The following is a 14,882-nucleotide window of genomic DNA, read 5'->3' as shown; positions in this document are numbered from 1 at the left end:
ACCGCGCGAATCAGCTCCGCCACCCGTACGGCGGTTGCGTCAGCGGCCACCGGTGTCTGCCTGGCGGGTGGTGACCAGCCGCTCCACGCCGTCGAGGATCATCTCCAGGCCGAAGTCGAACGAGTGCTCCGGGCTGAACGCGCTGTGGTGCTGCTCGCCCACCGCGCCGCCCACCCGTGCCGCCACCGGGTAGCGGGCCGGGTCGAACACCGTCATCAGCACCGGTGCCGCCGCGTCCCACCACTGCTGGTCGGTCAGACCGGTCTCCTTCTCCGTCAGCGCCGCCGCCGTCAGCCCGCGCGCCGAGTTGTGCACGTGGCCCAGCACCAGGTTCAGCACCGAGTCCATCTCCACGTCTGACAGGCCGATGCCTTCCAGGCCGCGCAGCTCGAAGTCGTACTTGGCCGCCACCTGCGGGCCCAGCACCGTCCGCGACGGCGCCACCTGCAGCAGCCACGGGTGCCGCCGGTGCAGGGCGAGGTTCTCCCGCGCCACGGACGCCAGGTGCGCGCGCCAGCCCGCGGCCGGGACGCGGCCGGTCTCCTGCTGCACGGTGTCGACCATGACGTCGATGAGCTCGCCCTTGCCGGGCACGTAGGTGTAGAGCGACATCGTGCCCACGCCCAGCGCCTCGGCGACCCGCCGCATCGACAGCGCCCGCAGGCCCTCGGTGTCGGCGAGGTCGATGCCGGCCCGCACGATCCGGTCCACGCTCAGGTCCGGTTTGCCCTTGCGGCTGGTCCGCTCCTGGGTGCGCCACAGCAACGCCAGCGTCCGTGCCGGGTCACCGCTGCCCGTGTGTTCGATCACGACGACGACACTACCGTACCGTATGCTGTACGGTACAGAGTATGTTCGCCCCTGCCGATCCGCCCCGCCTCGGTCAGCTCGACGGAAAACCCCTGCTCGACGCCCTGCCCGCGGTGCTGGCCGGTGAGGACTACTGGGCCGTGGCCGCCGCCACCGCGCTGCACCTCGTCGCCCGCGGCCGCATCGTGCCCGGGGTGACCGCCGCCGGGCACGACACGTGGCGGATCGGGCCGCTCGACCACGCCGACGAGCTGCACCTGCGCGCGCTGGCCGCGCACGGGTCCTATGACCAGCTGCGCGCGTTCATGGACGCGGTCGCCGACACGCTGCCGCGCGGGGGCGACGGGCCGTTCGCGGCGGCCGAGCCGTGCGCGGTGCCCGAGCTCAAGGCCTGGGCCGACGAGCAGATCACCCTGTCGCTGCGGCTGGACCTGGACTTCCGGGCGACGCTGCAGGTCCGCGCCGTCACCGACGCCCACCCCCGTGACGTCGCCGGCTCCGGGCGCGAGCTCGACGCCATCAAGGCGATCCGGCGGTCGAGCTGGACACCGCTGCACCGGCTGCTCGACCAGGCCTCCCCGCACCACCTCGACCTCACCGACGACGAGGTCGGCTCGCTGCTGGGCAGCGACATCGAGGTCCACTGGCCCAAAGAGCTCAACACCACCCTCGCCGCGAGGGCGGTCATCGGCCAGGCGAGCGGGCAGTTCACGGCCGGGGAGCTGCTCACGTTCGACTGGCAGCTCGCCCTGGGCGGCGACCCGCTCACCGCCGCCGAGATGGACCTCATCGCCGAGGCCAGCCGCCCCGTCGTGCGGCTGCGCGACCAGTGGGTGCTGCTCGACCCCGCACTCGCGAAGAAGGCCCGCGCACGGCTCGCGCCGATCCCCGCGGTCCAGGCCGTCACCGCCGCCCTCACCGGGGTCGCGGTCATCGACGGCGAGCACGTCGAGGTCGCCCCGCACGACCTCGCCCGCACCGTCACGCAGATCCCCGAGATCGCCCAGCCCGCGGCGTTGCGCGCCACCCTGCGCGACTACCAGCTGCACGGCCTGCGGTGGCTGGCGCACCTGACCTCCCTGGGCCTGGGTGCCTGCCTGGCCGACGACATGGGCCTGGGCAAGACCATCACGCTCATCGCCCTGCACCTGCACAAAGACCTCGACGCACCGACGCTCGTCGTCTGCCCCGCCTCACTGCTGGGCAACTGGGAACGCGAGCTGCACCGCTTCGCACCCGGCGTGCCGGTCACCCGCTACCACGGTCCACACCGGACACTGCCCGGCCACGGCGTCGTCCTCACCACCTACGGCACCATGCGCCTGGACGCCGAGGTCCTGCGCGAGCACACGTGGGGCATGGTCGTGGCCGACGAGGCCCAGCACGTCAAGAACCCGCACTCCGGCACCGCCACGGCGTTGCGCGCCATCCCGTCGGCGGCGCGGGTCGCGCTGTCGGGCACACCGGTGGAGAACTCGCTGTCGGAGCTGTGGTCCATCCTGGACTGGACGACACCGGGCCTGCTCGGCACGCACCGCGCGTTCCGCGCCCGCTGGCCGGAGCCCGACGACACGCTCGCCCGCGTCGTGCGGCCGTTCCTGCTGCGCCGCCGCAAGTCCGACCCCGGCGTCGCACCCGAGCTGCCCGCCAAGACCGAGACCGACCTGCCCGTCTCGCTCACCACCGAGCAGGCCGCCCTCTACGCGGCGCTGACCCGCGAGACCCTCGACCGGATCGCCACCGCCGACGGCATGGCCCGCCGCGGCCTGGTGCTCACACTGCTCACCGGCCTCAAGCAGATCTGCAACCACCCCTCGCAGTACCTGGGCCACGACACGCTGCGGGGCAGCTCCGGCAAGCTGGAGCTGCTCGACGAGCTGCTCGCCACGATCCTCGCCGAGGACGGCTCCGTGCTGGTCTTCACCCAGTACACCGCCATGGCCCGCCTGCTCGAACAGCACATCACCGCCCCCACCCTGTTCCTGCACGGCGGCACGCCCGTCGCCCGGCGCGAGCAGATGGTCGAGGACTTCCAGGCCGGTCGCGCCCCGGTGTTCCTGCTGTCGCTCAAAGCCGCCGGCACCGGGCTCAACCTCACCCGCGCCGACCACGTGATCCACTTCGACCGCTGGTGGAACCCCGCCGTCGAGGACCAGGCCACCGACCGCGCCCACCGCATCGGCCAGACCCGGCCCGTGCAGGTCCACAAGCTCGTCACCGAGGGCACCGTCGAGGAACGCATCGCCGCACTGCTGGCGCGGAAGCGCTCCCTGGCCGACGCCGTGCTCACCGCGGGGGAGTCCGCCTTCACCGAACTGACCGACGCCGAACTCGCCGAGCTCGTCGAACTGAGGAGCACCCGATGACCGCCCGCGGGTTCGCCGCGTTCCCGAAGACCAAGCGCCGCGTCGCCACCACCTGGTGGGGAAAGACGTGGGTGAAGGCACTGGAGGACACCGCTCTCGACACCGCCGTGATCCGCATGGGCCGCCGCTACGCCCACGCCGGCGTCGTCGGCCCCATCACCGTCAGCCCCGGCCGCCTGCACGCCCAGGTCCACGACGACGACACCGTCTACAGCACCACCGTGCACGTCCCGGAGCTCACCGAGCTCCACTGGGGACGGTTCCTCGACCGCGTCGCCGAGCAGTCCGGTCACATCGCCGCCCTGCTCGACAACGACATGCCCCGCACCCTGGTCGCCTCCGCCGCCGACGTCGGCGTGGACCTGCTGCCCGGCATCGGCGACCTCGACCCCGACTGCGACTGCCCCGGCTGGGAGCTGCCCTGCCGCCACGCCGCCGCACTGGCCTTCCAGGTCGGCTGGCTGCTCGACGCCGACCCGTTCGTCCTGCTGCTGCTCAAGGGCAAACCCGAACAGGAACTGCTCGACGCACTGCGTTCCCGCATCGCCGGACCCGTCGGCACCAGAACACCTGTGGTGGTTTCCGACGTCGTCGCAGGTCAGCTGCCCGCACGACCGGGCATCCCGGCCACCACACCTGTGGTGCTCGCGGTCGAGGCGCCACCGGGGTTCGCCGCCGAGGAGCTCGTGGCACTGATGGAGATCGCCGCCGCCCGCGCCCGCGCACTGCTGCGGTCGGGCACCCTCGAAGGGTGATCACCGAGAAGCAGAAGATGATGACCGGCCGGCTGTACCGCGACTCCGACCCCGAACTGGTCGCCGAACGCCGCCGCGCGCAACGGCTCCTGGACACGTTCAACGCCACCCGCGACGACACTGTCATCCGGGAGCTGTTCGGGTCGATCGGCGCCGGCTCGTGGGTCATGCCGCGGTTGCAGTGCGACTACGGCTACCAGATCCACCTGGGCGCCAACAGCTTCCTCAACTACGACGCGATCCTCATGGACTGCGCCACCATCACCATCGGCGACGACGTCTCCATCGGCCCGCGCGCCCAGCTGCTCACCGCACTGCACCCGGTCGAGGACCACGAGGCACGCCGGCAGCGGTACGAGACCGCGGCACCGATCGTCATCGGGAACAACGTGTGGCTCGGCGGCGGCGTCATCGTGTGCGCGGGGGTGACGATCGGGGACAACGCGGTGATCGGCGCCGGGAGCGTGGTGACGCGTGACGTCCCGCCGCGCGTGCTGGCCGTGGGCAACCCCTGCCGGGTGGTCCGTGAGCTCTGACCGGATCGATTCGGACTGGCCCCCCGCCGGGGGGACGCGAGCCCCCACCTCCACCATCGCAGCCGGCACCGACAACTTCCGCGGCCTCACCGGGCCGCCGGTGCCACGCGACCTGCGCATCACGCTCAACTTCCACCCCGGCCACGGGGTGCTGGCCGCCCTCGCCCGCGACGGCGTCTACCGGTCCCAGTTCGAGACCGGCACCGGCAACGGCGGCCTCACCGCCCACCCGGGCGGAGCCCGCTGGCAGTGGGAGAGCCGCCTGTTCGGCGGCGCCTACGACCACGCCCCACCCGCCGCGCGCCCCAAGTACGGGGCGCTCAACCACCGCCGCAGCGAGTTCGGCGGCGCACCGCGGTTCGGCTCGGCGCACCTGCGGCTCACCGAGAACACCCTCGACCGCAGCACGTTCTGCTACCCCGACAGCGTCTTCGAACCCGTCGACTTCGGCACCGCGCGGCACATGCCGCTGATCGCCCTCACCGGCCACCGCGACCTGCTCGACGACTACGTCGAGGCCCACGTCCACGGCCCGGTCACCCTCGCCGACGTCGAGGCGGTCGTGCTCGACCCGTCCTTCCGCGGCACCGAGGTAGAGGACGCCGCGCACGCCCTGGACACCCGCGTCGAGTGGCACAGCGGGTTCCGGATGTCCACAACGGACCTCGACCCCGGCTTCCGCACGCCCGAGTCGGTGGAGCTGGGACTGCGCATCGCCGTCGACGGCGTCATCGACCCGTGGACCCTCGCGCAGGCTGACGCCGACCCGCAGGTCAGGAAACACCTGTGGCACCACCTGGCGCATACAGCGCTGCGAGGTCCCGCACCACCGCCGTGACCCGCTCGCGCAGCTCCGCCGGCTCCAGCACCTCCACCTCCGCGCCCAGCCGCAGCAGCATCCCCGTCGCGTGCGGGACCGACTCGATCGGGATCGTCACCCGCGTCCACCCGCCGTCGGGCACCGCCGAGTCCTCCGCCGCCCGCGCCACCACCGGCAGCACGTGCACGGCGAACGACTCCCAGCCGCGCGGCGACAACCGCAGCACCGCCGACCCCGTGTGCTGGCGTGCCTGGAAGTCCTCCAGCGACGCCGCCCAGTGCGCCGCCAGGTCGAAACCCGCCGGGCGTTCGAACGTCCCCTCCAGCGCCCGCACGGCCTGGATCTGCGCCACCCGGTAGGTCGAGATGCGCGAGGACCCCAGCGCCACCAGGTACCAGCGGCCCGCCTTCAGCACCAGGCCGAGCGGGCGCAGCACCCGCGTCACCTCCTCCGGAGCCTGCCAGCGCCGGTAGGAGACCTCCAGCAGCCGCGCGTGCCACACCGCGTCGGCGACCAGCTCCAGGAACGGCGACCGCTCCGGGTCGTAGTACCAGGCAGGGGCGTCGAGGTGGAACCGCGTGGCCATCCGTGCCGCCCGGTCGCGCATCGGCGAGGGCAACGCCGCCATCAGCTTCAGCTGCGCCGCCGACACCGCCGCCCCCAGACCCAGCTCCGCCGCCGGACCCGGCAACCCGGCCAGGAACAGCGACTCCGCCTCCTGCTCGGTCAGGCCCGTCAACCGGGTGCGGTAACCCTCCAGCAGCTGGTAGCCGCCCGCCGGGCCCGCGTCGCCGTAGAGCGGCACCCCGGCGGCGTGCAGCGACTCCACGTCGCGGTAGATCGTGCGGACCGACACCTCCAGCTCGTCGGCCAGCGCCTGCGCGGTCATCCGCCCCTTCGCCTGCAACAACAGCAGCAACGACACCAACCGGCTCGCACGCACAGAAATACACTGCCACAAGGTGTCAGCAGTGGGCTCATACGTTCGACGCATGGCGTTCTACGAGAAGAACCTGACGGTGCGCGAACCCCTGGTGGTCGCGGGCAGACACGTGAAGCGGTACGAGGTGGTCACCCCCGGACTGGAGATCACCGACGACGTCCGCGCCGCCGCGTACGACTTCCTGCCGACGATCTACCCGGACTTCGCCGACCCCACCCCGCCCGCCACGGTCACCGTGCTGCACCGCAGCGCCGCGGGCATGTACCTCAACGCCTACAACTGGGTCTGGGACAACGTCCTGCACTGCCGCACCGCCGTCTCCGGCGACCAGCCGTTCCTCGGCTCCACCGACCCCGACCTCACCCGCTTCAGCGTCATCCCCAAGGACCTCATCGGCTGCGTCTGGGAGCTGCCGCCGCTCGAACACGAACGCAGGGCCTGGGTGCGGCACGTGCTCGACACCGACGAGCCGGACCTCACCGCCTACCTCGCCGACAGCCTGGCGCGGGGACCGGTCGGCCGATGAGCGACTGGACGGGGGCGCCGTCCCGGTAAACGGCTGGACGGGGTGGTTAGGTTCGCAGACATGACCACCCCCGAGAACGTCGTGCGCGCACTGGCCGAACCGTCGAGGCTGCGGGCGTTCGCCGCCGTCGTCCTCGGCGCGGGAACGCTGGCCGACGTCGCCGCCGCGTCTGGGCTCAAGGTCAAGGACGCGGGCGTCGCACTGCTCAAGCTGCGCGAGGCCGGGCTGGTCGAGGGAGAACCGGCCCGCCCGGCCGACCTCAAGCCGCTCGCCGCCACGCTCACCGAGGCGATGCCCGCCGACGGGCTCGCACCGTTCGTGCGCGGCGACAAGCTGATCTCGCTCCCGGTGGCGGCCGAACGCCGCCGCAAGATCCTCGAACACGTCGCCGCACGCGCCTTCACCGCCCGCGAGTACTACGACGAGAAGCAGGTCAACGAACGGCTGCGGGCGTGGTGCGACGGGGGAGAGGTCGACCACGTCACCCTCCGCCGCTACCTCGTCGACCACGGCCTGCTCGAACGCGGCGGCGGCATGTACCAGGCCCAGCCCCTGCCGATCTGATGCCGCGGTCTAACCCCGGCCGATGTAGGGCATGGCCGTGGCCATCACGGTCATGAACTGCACGTTGGCCTCCAGCGGCAACCGCGCCTGGTAGAGCACCGCGTCGGCCACGTGCCGCACGTCGAACGTCGGCTCCGGCCGCGTCTCGAGGTCGGCCTGCAGCACGCCCCGGCCCATCCGCTCGGTCATCGGGGTGGCCGCGTTGCCGATGTCGATCTGCCCGCAGGCGATGTTGTGCGCGCGGCCCTCCAGCGACAACGACTTGGTCAGCCCGGTCATCGCGTGCTTGGTCGCGTTGTAGGCCACCGCGTGCGGGCGCGGCACCGACGCCGAGACCGAGCCGTTGTTGATGATCCGCCCGCCGCCGTGGGTCTTCATCACCCGGAACGCCTCCCGTGCGCACAGGAACGCGCCCGTCAGGTTCACCCCGACGACCTCCTCCCACGCGCTGAGGCCGAAGTCCTCGACCGGTGTGGCCGGCACGGTGGTGCCGGCGTTGTTGAACAGCACGTCCACCCGGCCCCAGGAGTCCACCACCGCCTGGAAGAGAGCGCTCACCGAGTCCTCACGCGACACGTCGGCCGGTACCACCAGCGCGGTGTCCGGGAAGCCCTCGGCGGTCTCGCGCAACGCGTCCGCGCGCCGACCGGCCAGCGCCACCCGGAACCCCGCGGCCAGCAGGGTGCGCGCCGCCGCACGCCCCACACCCGAACCCGCTCCCGTCACGACCGCTACCGCCATGCCCGCTTCTCCCCTCGATCCAGCGATTGCCCGCGGTGTCGAGTGTGGAGTAATCACCACTGGTGGAACATGAAGAGGACACCTGCCTGCTGTGCGCGGGGTCGGGGACCATGTCGTGGCAACAGCCGGTGTTCGGTGACGAAGGCCTTGTCGTGCAGGAGATGTCACACCCGTGCCCGCGCGGCTGCTCGGGCTGGTGGCGGGTCCCGGCGGCCGAGCGCAGCGGCATCGTCGCAGGGAACGTCGCACGTGCCAACGAGATCCCGGCGGGACCGTCCACCCCGGCCTGACCACCGGGTCGTCACCGAGCGTGAACGATGGGGTTCACCCATTATTGCCAAGGGGTCCCTTTTTCGGCGGCTGCGGCCACTCGGAGTAGAAGCGGACACTGTCGTCCTGTGAAGGAGTGCAGCCGTTGCCATGGATCTGGGCTCAACGAGGACCGGACCGCCTGCCGCGCGTGCGGCGGGCTCGGCCAGGTCCCCGACCGGTAGTGAGCTCAGTCCTTCCTGGTCATCAGAGTAGGGCCGAGGATGCGGCGGGCGAGCCGCCGCGACAGCGACCTGCGTCGGCGCACGGGCGCCGGCGCGGGTGCCGCCTTCGGTTCCTCTGATGTGATCTTCGCGAACACCTCGGTCGCCGGCTCTGCACTGCCGGACTGTTGATCGATCGGCACGCGAGGATCTTGCCATCGCGCCCTCCTGCGCCCCGCACGAGGGCAGGCCTGCCGTGACCCCGGTCACGGCCACCACATCGGACGCCGGGGGCACCGGAGACGGTCAGGCCGAAGTCCCGGGCACACCGGTCAGACCGGTGCTGCCGCGCGGGCTGCGCCGGCCGGTGAGGTACTGCTCCAGCGCCTGCCGGCGGGCGCGGATGCGCCGCTCCTGGTCCAGCAGGTCATCGCGGACCTGCTGAACCAGGGCGAGCAGCTCGGAGCACGCGGTGCTCTCGTGGCCGCCGCCCACGCAGGGCACGACGTCGCGCAGCACCCTGGAGGACAGCCCGGCGGCGAGCAGGTCCTGGACGAACTCCACCACGCCGACCGCCTCGGGCCCGTAGTCGCGGTACCCGTTGGGCAGGCGCTCGCTGCGGATGAGTCCCTGCTCCTCGTAGTAGCGCAGAGCCCGCGTGCTCGCGCCGGTCGCCCGGCTGAGCTCTCCGATGCGCATCACGTCCCGCCTTCCCGGCCGTCGGCTTGACCTTCACGTTGACGTCAATGTTTAGGTTAGCCGCCATGACAACGGCATCCGAGATGAAGGGCCGCCACGCCCTGGTCACCGGCGGGTCGAGCGGCATCGGCGAGGCCATCGCGGACGCGCTCGCGGGCCACGGGGCGAACCTGGTGCTGGTGGCCCGCGATCCCGACCGGCTGGAGAAGACCGCCGCCGGACTGCGCGAGCGGCACGGTGTCGTCGTGCGGTGCGTGCCGCTCGACCTCGACGAGCCCGGCGCTCCCCACCGCCTGCTGGAGGTCGTGCGGGAGGCGGGTGTCGAGGTGGAGATGCTGGTCAACAACGCCGGCACCAGCTCACGTGCGCTGGTGGCCGACAGCGACCCCGCCGCCCTGCGCCGGCTGGTGGACCTCAACGCCGGTGCCCTGACCGAGCTGACCGCGCTCGTGGTCGCCGGGATGGTCCGGCGGGGCCGCGGATCGGTCGTCAACATCGCGAGCACCGGGGCCTACACCCCGGCGCCCGTGCTCGCCGCCTACGCGGCGTCGAAGGCCTACGTCCTGTCCTTCACGCAGGCGTTGTGGGCCGAGACGCGCTCCAGCGGCGTCCGCGTGGTCGCGGTGAGCCCGGGACCGACGCGGACTGCGATGAACGCCCGGCCCGGCCACGGGAAGCGCGATCCCGCCCAGGTCGCCCGCACCGCGCTGGCCGCACTGGAGCGCCGCGGACCGGCCGTGGTCGACGGGCACCTCAACAAGCTCACCGCCTTCCTGCTCCGCAGGACACCTCTGCGCCTGGTCGCCGCACTCGCCCTGCGCGCGACCCAGCCGTAATCCGGTGGACAGGCCGGACAGGATGCCGGTGTGGAACGCCTGCGGACCGAACGGCTGACGCTGCGCCCGCTCACCGAGTCCGACGTGGACGACCTGCGGCGGCTGCACGCCGACCCCGAGGTGATGCGGTTCCTCGACCCCGCGCCCGTCGAGCACTACCTGGCCGGCGGTTTCCACGCGGCGGTGGAGCGGCGCACCGGGCAGTGGCTGGGCTGGTTCGAACTCGGGGACACCGGCGCCGGTGTGTTCGAGCTGGGCTACCGGCTGCGCCGCGACTGCTGGGGCCGCGGGTACGCCACCGAGGGGGCCGGGGCGCTGGTCGAGCACGCGTTCCGCGCATGCGGGGCGCAGCGGGTCGTCGCGACCACGATGGCGGTCAACGCCGGGTCGCGGCGGGTCATGCGGAAATGCGGGCTGCGGTACGTGCGCACGGTGTTCCCGCAGTGGGACGAGCCGCTGCCCGGCGCCGAGCACGGTGACGTCGAGTACGAGCTGACCCGCCAGGAATGGGAGTCGGCGTGATCCAGTTGGGGTGGGCGAGGGGTTCACAGCCGAAGGGGGTCACGCATGTGGGAGACGGACGTCGTCGACGTGGACGCGTACTTGGAGCGCACGGGAGCGTCCGCGTCGAGCTCGCTCGCGGAGCTGCATGAGGCGCACGTGCGCGCCATTCCGTTCGAGAACATCGACGTGATGCTGGGTCTCGTGCCGTCGCTGGACATGGCCGACATCCAGGACAAGCTCGTCCACCGCCGCCGCGGTGGGTACTGCTTCGAGCACCAGCTGCTGTTCACGGCGGTGCTGGAACGCCTCGGGCACACGGTGCAGCGGCGGATGAGCCGGGTGAGGACCGGCCCGCGCACGCACATGATGTCCATCGTGGACGGTCAGCTCGCCGACGTCGGGTTCGGCGCGGGGATGCTGCACCCGATGCCGTTGCGCGACGGCGCGGTCGTGGACCAGGCGGGGTGGCCGCACCGGCTGCGGCGCGCGCAACGCCGCTGGGTGCTGGAGAAGCAGACCGCGGACGGCTGGGAGCTGCAGCACGCGTTCGAGGACGACGTCGAGCAGCTGCCGGTCGACTACCTGGCGGCCAACTACTACGTGGCCACGCACCCGAGGTCGCCGTTCAGCGGCCAGCTCGTCGTGATGCGCCTGGAACCCGGTCTGAGCCGGCGGCTGGTCGGCCGCACGCTCACCGTCGACCGCGCGGGCGCCGAACCGGAGCGGGTCGAGGTCGAGGACCTCGGTGCGGCACTGGAGTCGCTGGACATCGCGCTCACCGAGAGGGAGCTGAGTCACATCGGCTCAACTTCAGGAACACCCGTGCCCGCACATTCGTACTAATAGATGTAGGGGATCGCACATCGGAGGTGTTGCACATGACCACCGCGACTCCGTTCACCGCTGGAGCCACGACCGGCGTCAACGCACTGCCCACCCCGCCCAGCGGCTGGCCGATCGGGTCCTACGCCACCTACGAAGAGGCGCAGCGAGCCGTCGACCACCTGGCGGACAACGACTTCCCGGTCGCCGACGTCACCATCGTCGGTGTCGAGCCGATGATCGTCGAACGCGTCACCGCGCGCCTGACCTGGGGTCGCGTGCTCGGCGCCGGCGCCGCGTCCGGTGCCTGGTTCGGTCTGTTCGTCGGTCTGCTGCTCGGGTTGTTCTCGACCGGCGGCGCCATCGCCCCGATCGTCACCGGTCTGCTCGTCGGTACGGCTTTCGGTCTGGCCTCGTCGGCCATGCGCTACGCGGCCACGCGCGGCAAGCGCGACTTCGCCTCGACCACGCAGCTGGTCGCGGGCCGCTACGACGTGCTGAGCCACCCGCGCAGCGCCGAACGCGGCAAGGACATGCTGACGAAGCTGGCGTGGCGCGGATGAGCGCCCCGCTGACCGCCGGGGAACTGCGCGCGGCGGTGGAAGAGATCAGCCTCAGGAGCGCCGAGCTGAGCGCGGCGGCGGCCCAGCTGGCCGCACGCGCCGACCGCGACCTCGGCCGTGACGTCGCCGAGGTCGTGAAGGACCTGCGCGCCGCGGCCCGCCAGCTCGGTGTGGCGCAGCTCCTGCTCGAACCGGCGGGCGCCGACCTCGCCGCCTAGAAGACCAGCTCCCACCACGCGGAAGGGGCGGCAGACCTCCGGGTCTGCCGCCCCTTCCCCTGTGTCCGGGCTCCTTCCCGCGTCGGCTGGACGAGAACGCGACTGCCTCGTCCGGCCGGGGGAGATCGCTGCCGCGACCTCGCGGACCCGGTGCGCCACACCCCTCGCAGTGCCGCGGGCTCCGCGAACCCGACGGCGGCCGCGGGGCGGTGGTGACGCGGTCTCGGTGTCGTACCGAAGTTGGCGTCGATGATCGCCTCGAACTCCGCGCTCACCCACGCCGGGTCGGCGTACACCAGGTCCGCGAACGCCCTCTCACCGGTCGTCAGCACCTTGTACCACTCCTCGATGAAGAGCTAGCAGGTACATATTTTTTGTAGCGCGCACTGTAGGTTTAGTCAACCACCCGATAGAGGAGTCCGGCGTGCCGCTCAGCGACCTCGACGACGAGGACTACCCGGCCTACAGCATGGGCAGGGCGGCCGAGCTGCTCGGCGTGCAGCAGGCGTTCCTGCGCAGCCTCGACGCGGCCGACGTCCTCGTGCCGCAGCGCTCCGACGGCGGTCACCGCCGCTACTCCCGCCGTCAGCTCGGCCTCGCCCAGCGCTTCCGGGCGCTGTTCGACGACGGTCACCCGCTGGCCTCCGCGATCGTGATCGTCCGGCTGCAGGACGACCTGACCGCCGCGAAAGCCCAGGTGACGGACCTCCGGGCGCGGCTCGGCACGAACTGACCCCAGTTTCCGTATGACGTACGGTATTGTTTCCGCATGGCCTACGGAAATGAGGGGGACGCATGGCCGTCGAACGCAGCGGCGCAGGAGACGCCGCCAAGACCATCGCACTGCTCTGGCGCCGGCCGCCGGAGCCCAAACCGGTCGGCAGGAAGCCCAAGGTGAGCGTCGACCAGGTCGTCGCGGCCGCCATCGCCGTGGCCGACCGCGAAGGACTCGCGGCGATGTCGATGGCGCGCGTCGCACAGGAGCTCACCGTCGGCACGATGTCGCTCTACGGGCACGTGCCCGGCAAGGCCGAGCTCATCGACCTGATGGCCGACACGGTGCTGCAGGAACGCGACCTGAGCGCCGAGGGCACGTGGCGGGAACGCATCCAGCATTACGCCGACCGCACCCGCGCCGTCTACCAGGCGCACCCGTGGATGCGGGACGTGTCGATGGTGCGGCCACCGCTCGGACCGGGCCTGATGGACGGGCAGGAGTTCGTGCTGGCCGCGCTGGCCGACTCCGGGCTCGAACCGCGGCAGGTCATCGTCGCGCACACCGCCGTCGAGGGGTTCGTGCACGGCGCCGCGGCCGCCGAGGTCGACGACCAGCAGCTCGAACAGGTCACCGGCGAGTCCGGCGACTCCTGGTGGCACGCGCGGCAGCTGTTCTGGGACGACTACTTCGACGTGGAGCGCTACCCGACGATGACGACCCTGTGGAACGCCGGCGCCTACGACACCGGCGGCACGCTCGCCGAGCAGGTGCGCGGCTCGTTCGACTACGGCCTGACCAAGCTGCTCGACGGCATCGAGGAAGGCCTGCGATGACGGTCCTGGTGACCGGGGCGACCGGCAACGTCGGCCGGCTGGTGGTGCGGGGACTCGCGGACCGCACTCGCGTGCGGGCGATGACCCGCGACCCCGCGAAGGCGAGCTTCCCGGACGGCGTCGAGGTGGTGCGCGGCGACCTCGACGACCCCGGCGGCATCCCGTTCGACGGCGTCGACAAGCTCTACCTGTTCGCGCACCCGCCCACGGCGCACCGTGTCGTCGACCTGGCCGTGCGGGCCGGTGTGCACAGGATCGTCACGTTGTCCTCGGGCGCGGTGACCCACGGCTACGACCGGACCCACCACCTGCCGGTCGAGCAGGCGGTCGAGGCCTCCGGCGTGGCATGGACGCACGTGCGGCCAGGCGAGTTCGCGGTCAACAAGGTCGACCTGTGGGCGCCGTCGATCCGCGCCGACGGCACGATCGTGCACCCCAATCCCGACGAGCTCGGCCAGCCGATCCACGAGGCCGACGTCGCCGACGTGGCGGTCGCCGCGCTGCTGGAGGACGGCCACGACGGCAAGGCCTACACGCTCAGCGGCCCCGCGCCGCTCACGCAACGCGAGATGGCGCGGGCGATCGGCGAGGTGCTCGGGCGGGAGCTGCGCTTCGCCGACGTCACGGTCGAGCAGGCACTGGCCTACTACGTGAGCGTGGGCTGGCCGGAGGAGATCGCCCGCTACGTCCTGGGCCTCGGCGGCTACGAGGGCGGCGACGCGGACGACTTCTCCGACTACGAGTTCGCGGTGGAGCCGGACTTCGAGACCGTCACCGGCAGGCCCTACCGCACGTTCGCGGCATGGGCGCGCGACCACGCCGTCGATTTCGGCGGCTCCTCGATCGACGTTCCCGCGGGGGACGCGCGACGAGGAGGACCCGGTGCGGTTTCTGGTGATCGTCAGGACGGCGGCTGAGCTGCCGTTCGCCACGAGGTACTGCGACGCGCTGGCGCGGGCGGGGGTGCTGCTCGACGCGGCCGACCTGCGCGCCGGCGCCGTCGACGGGAACGGCCGCGTCACAACGGGTGCGCCGGTGCGCGGGTACTGGCTGATCGACGTGCGCGACCACGCCGAAGCGGTCGAACGCGTGCGGCGCATCCCGGTGGCCGGGTGCGTCGTGGAAATCCGGCAGGTGGCTGTGGTCTGATGCCCC

The 14,882-nt window shown here is 72.0% G+C and carries 21 protein-coding genes; 16 read left to right on the top strand and 5 right to left on the bottom strand.

The window, feature by feature from the left end:
• Nucleotides 1–39 precede the first annotated feature (39 nt).
• Nucleotides 40–810, bottom strand: a complete 771-nt coding sequence (locus tag ACZ7CH_RS13250; RefSeq protein WP_360394691.1) for a TetR/AcrR family transcriptional regulator — start codon at nucleotides 808–810, stop codon at nucleotides 40–42.
• Between the two features lie 41 nt (nucleotides 811–851).
• Between ACZ7CH_RS13250 and ACZ7CH_RS13245 the strand changes: the two genes are divergently transcribed.
• From ACZ7CH_RS13245 to ACZ7CH_RS13230, 4 genes are all read left to right on the top strand, one after another.
• Nucleotides 852–3,176, top strand: a complete 2,325-nt coding sequence (locus ACZ7CH_RS13245) for a DEAD/DEAH box helicase (protein ID WP_470373955.1) — start codon at nucleotides 852–854, stop codon at nucleotides 3,174–3,176.
• A complete protein-coding gene (locus tag ACZ7CH_RS13240; protein WP_470373954.1) occupies nucleotides 3,173–3,931 on the top strand; it encodes an SWIM zinc finger family protein in 759 nt (252 codons plus the stop codon). The genes ACZ7CH_RS13245 and ACZ7CH_RS13240 overlap by 4 nt, the downstream gene beginning before the upstream one ends.
• 17 nt (nucleotides 3,932–3,948) lie before the next feature.
• The gene (locus ACZ7CH_RS13235; protein WP_470374189.1) at nucleotides 3,949–4,467 is read left to right on the top strand and encodes a sugar O-acetyltransferase; all 519 of its coding nucleotides are present in this window, start codon (nucleotides 3,949–3,951) and stop codon (nucleotides 4,465–4,467) included.
• 118 nt (nucleotides 4,468–4,585) lie between these two features.
• Nucleotides 4,586–5,305 carry a DUF3626 domain-containing protein gene (locus ACZ7CH_RS13230; RefSeq protein WP_470374188.1) on the top strand — a complete coding sequence of 240 codons (720 nt, stop codon included), beginning with the start codon at nucleotides 4,586–4,588 and terminating at the stop codon, nucleotides 5,303–5,305.
• On the opposite strand, the gene ACZ7CH_RS13225 is transcribed toward ACZ7CH_RS13230, so the two are convergent.
• Nucleotides 5,241–6,230 carry a helix-turn-helix transcriptional regulator gene (locus ACZ7CH_RS13225; RefSeq protein WP_360394678.1) on the bottom strand — a complete coding sequence of 330 codons (990 nt, stop codon included), beginning with the start codon at nucleotides 6,228–6,230 and terminating at the stop codon, nucleotides 5,241–5,243. The two genes, ACZ7CH_RS13230 and ACZ7CH_RS13225, sit on opposite strands and share 65 nt — an antisense overlap.
• A 49-nt stretch (nucleotides 6,231–6,279) precedes the next feature.
• Here ACZ7CH_RS13225 and ACZ7CH_RS13220 point away from each other — a divergent pair, with 49 nt between their 5' ends.
• Nucleotides 6,280–6,756: a hypothetical protein gene (locus ACZ7CH_RS13220; RefSeq protein WP_458432292.1), complete on the top strand. Its 477-nt coding sequence runs from the start codon at nucleotides 6,280–6,282 to the stop codon at nucleotides 6,754–6,756.
• Nucleotides 6,757–6,816: 60 nt separating this feature from the next.
• Entirely contained in the window at nucleotides 6,817–7,320 is a 504-nt protein-coding gene (locus ACZ7CH_RS13215; protein WP_360394673.1) for a DUF2087 domain-containing protein, read from the top strand.
• A gap of 9 nt (nucleotides 7,321–7,329) precedes the next feature.
• Here ACZ7CH_RS13215 and ACZ7CH_RS13210 read toward each other — a convergent pair whose 3' ends face one another.
• Nucleotides 7,330–8,061: an SDR family oxidoreductase gene (locus tag ACZ7CH_RS13210; RefSeq protein WP_458432291.1), complete on the bottom strand. Its 732-nt coding sequence runs from the start codon at nucleotides 8,059–8,061 to the stop codon at nucleotides 7,330–7,332.
• Between the two features lie 62 nt (nucleotides 8,062–8,123).
• Between ACZ7CH_RS13210 and ACZ7CH_RS13205 the strand changes: the two genes are divergently transcribed.
• Complete coding sequence (locus ACZ7CH_RS13205; RefSeq protein ID WP_360394667.1) at nucleotides 8,124–8,351, top strand: hypothetical protein; 228 nt, start codon at nucleotides 8,124–8,126, stop codon at nucleotides 8,349–8,351.
• A 209-nt stretch (nucleotides 8,352–8,560) separates the two neighbouring features.
• On the opposite strand, the gene ACZ7CH_RS13200 is transcribed toward ACZ7CH_RS13205, so the two are convergent.
• Together ACZ7CH_RS13200 and ACZ7CH_RS13195 are read right to left on the bottom strand one after the other, a co-directional pair.
• Entirely contained in the window at nucleotides 8,561–8,737 is a 177-nt protein-coding gene (locus ACZ7CH_RS13200) for a hypothetical protein (RefSeq protein ID WP_360394664.1), read from the bottom strand.
• A gap of 103 nt (nucleotides 8,738–8,840) precedes the next feature.
• The gene (locus ACZ7CH_RS13195; RefSeq protein ID WP_470374187.1) at nucleotides 8,841–9,233 is read right to left on the bottom strand and encodes a MerR family transcriptional regulator; all 393 of its coding nucleotides are present in this window, start codon (nucleotides 9,231–9,233) and stop codon (nucleotides 8,841–8,843) included.
• 65 nt (nucleotides 9,234–9,298) lie between these two features.
• Between ACZ7CH_RS13195 and ACZ7CH_RS13190 the strand changes: the two genes are divergently transcribed.
• From ACZ7CH_RS13190 to ACZ7CH_RS13150, 9 genes are all read left to right on the top strand, one after another.
• Nucleotides 9,299–10,069, top strand: a complete 771-nt coding sequence (locus ACZ7CH_RS13190) for an SDR family NAD(P)-dependent oxidoreductase (RefSeq protein WP_470369238.1) — start codon at nucleotides 9,299–9,301, stop codon at nucleotides 10,067–10,069.
• A 30-nt stretch (nucleotides 10,070–10,099) separates the two neighbouring features.
• Nucleotides 10,100–10,591: a GNAT family N-acetyltransferase gene (locus ACZ7CH_RS13185; RefSeq protein WP_470373953.1), complete on the top strand. Its 492-nt coding sequence runs from the start codon at nucleotides 10,100–10,102 to the stop codon at nucleotides 10,589–10,591.
• 45 nt (nucleotides 10,592–10,636) lie between these two features.
• Nucleotides 10,637–11,416 carry an arylamine N-acetyltransferase family protein gene (locus ACZ7CH_RS13180; protein WP_458432288.1) on the top strand — a complete coding sequence of 260 codons (780 nt, stop codon included), beginning with the start codon at nucleotides 10,637–10,639 and terminating at the stop codon, nucleotides 11,414–11,416.
• Between the two features lie 35 nt (nucleotides 11,417–11,451).
• A complete protein-coding gene (locus ACZ7CH_RS13175) occupies nucleotides 11,452–11,958 on the top strand; it encodes a YflT domain-containing protein (RefSeq protein WP_360394652.1) in 507 nt (168 codons plus the stop codon).
• Nucleotides 11,955–12,176, top strand: a complete 222-nt coding sequence (locus ACZ7CH_RS13170) for a hypothetical protein (protein WP_470373952.1) — start codon at nucleotides 11,955–11,957, stop codon at nucleotides 12,174–12,176. The genes ACZ7CH_RS13175 and ACZ7CH_RS13170 overlap by 4 nt, the downstream gene beginning before the upstream one ends.
• Nucleotides 12,177–12,600: 424 nt before the next feature.
• A complete protein-coding gene (locus tag ACZ7CH_RS13165) occupies nucleotides 12,601–12,909 on the top strand; it encodes a MerR family transcriptional regulator (RefSeq protein ID WP_470373951.1) in 309 nt (102 codons plus the stop codon).
• 62 nt (nucleotides 12,910–12,971) lie between these two features.
• Nucleotides 12,972–13,727: a TetR/AcrR family transcriptional regulator gene (locus ACZ7CH_RS13160; protein ID WP_470373950.1), complete on the top strand. Its 756-nt coding sequence runs from the start codon at nucleotides 12,972–12,974 to the stop codon at nucleotides 13,725–13,727.
• Nucleotides 13,724–14,644, top strand: coding sequence for an NAD(P)H-binding protein (locus ACZ7CH_RS13155; protein WP_470373949.1), 921 nt, complete (start codon nucleotides 13,724–13,726; stop codon nucleotides 14,642–14,644). The genes ACZ7CH_RS13160 and ACZ7CH_RS13155 overlap by 4 nt, the downstream gene beginning before the upstream one ends.
• Nucleotides 14,610–14,876 (top strand): YciI family protein, encoded by a 267-nt coding sequence (locus ACZ7CH_RS13150; protein WP_470373948.1) that lies wholly within the window; start codon nucleotides 14,610–14,612, stop codon nucleotides 14,874–14,876. The genes ACZ7CH_RS13155 and ACZ7CH_RS13150 overlap by 35 nt, the downstream gene beginning before the upstream one ends.
• Nucleotides 14,877–14,882: the final 6 nt, after the last annotated feature.

It is taken from the genome of Lentzea sp. NPDC037011 (assembly GCF_055607425.1).
The sequence above is the reverse complement of the archived record's forward strand: the minus strand, read 5'-3'. Positions and strand labels throughout refer to the sequence as shown.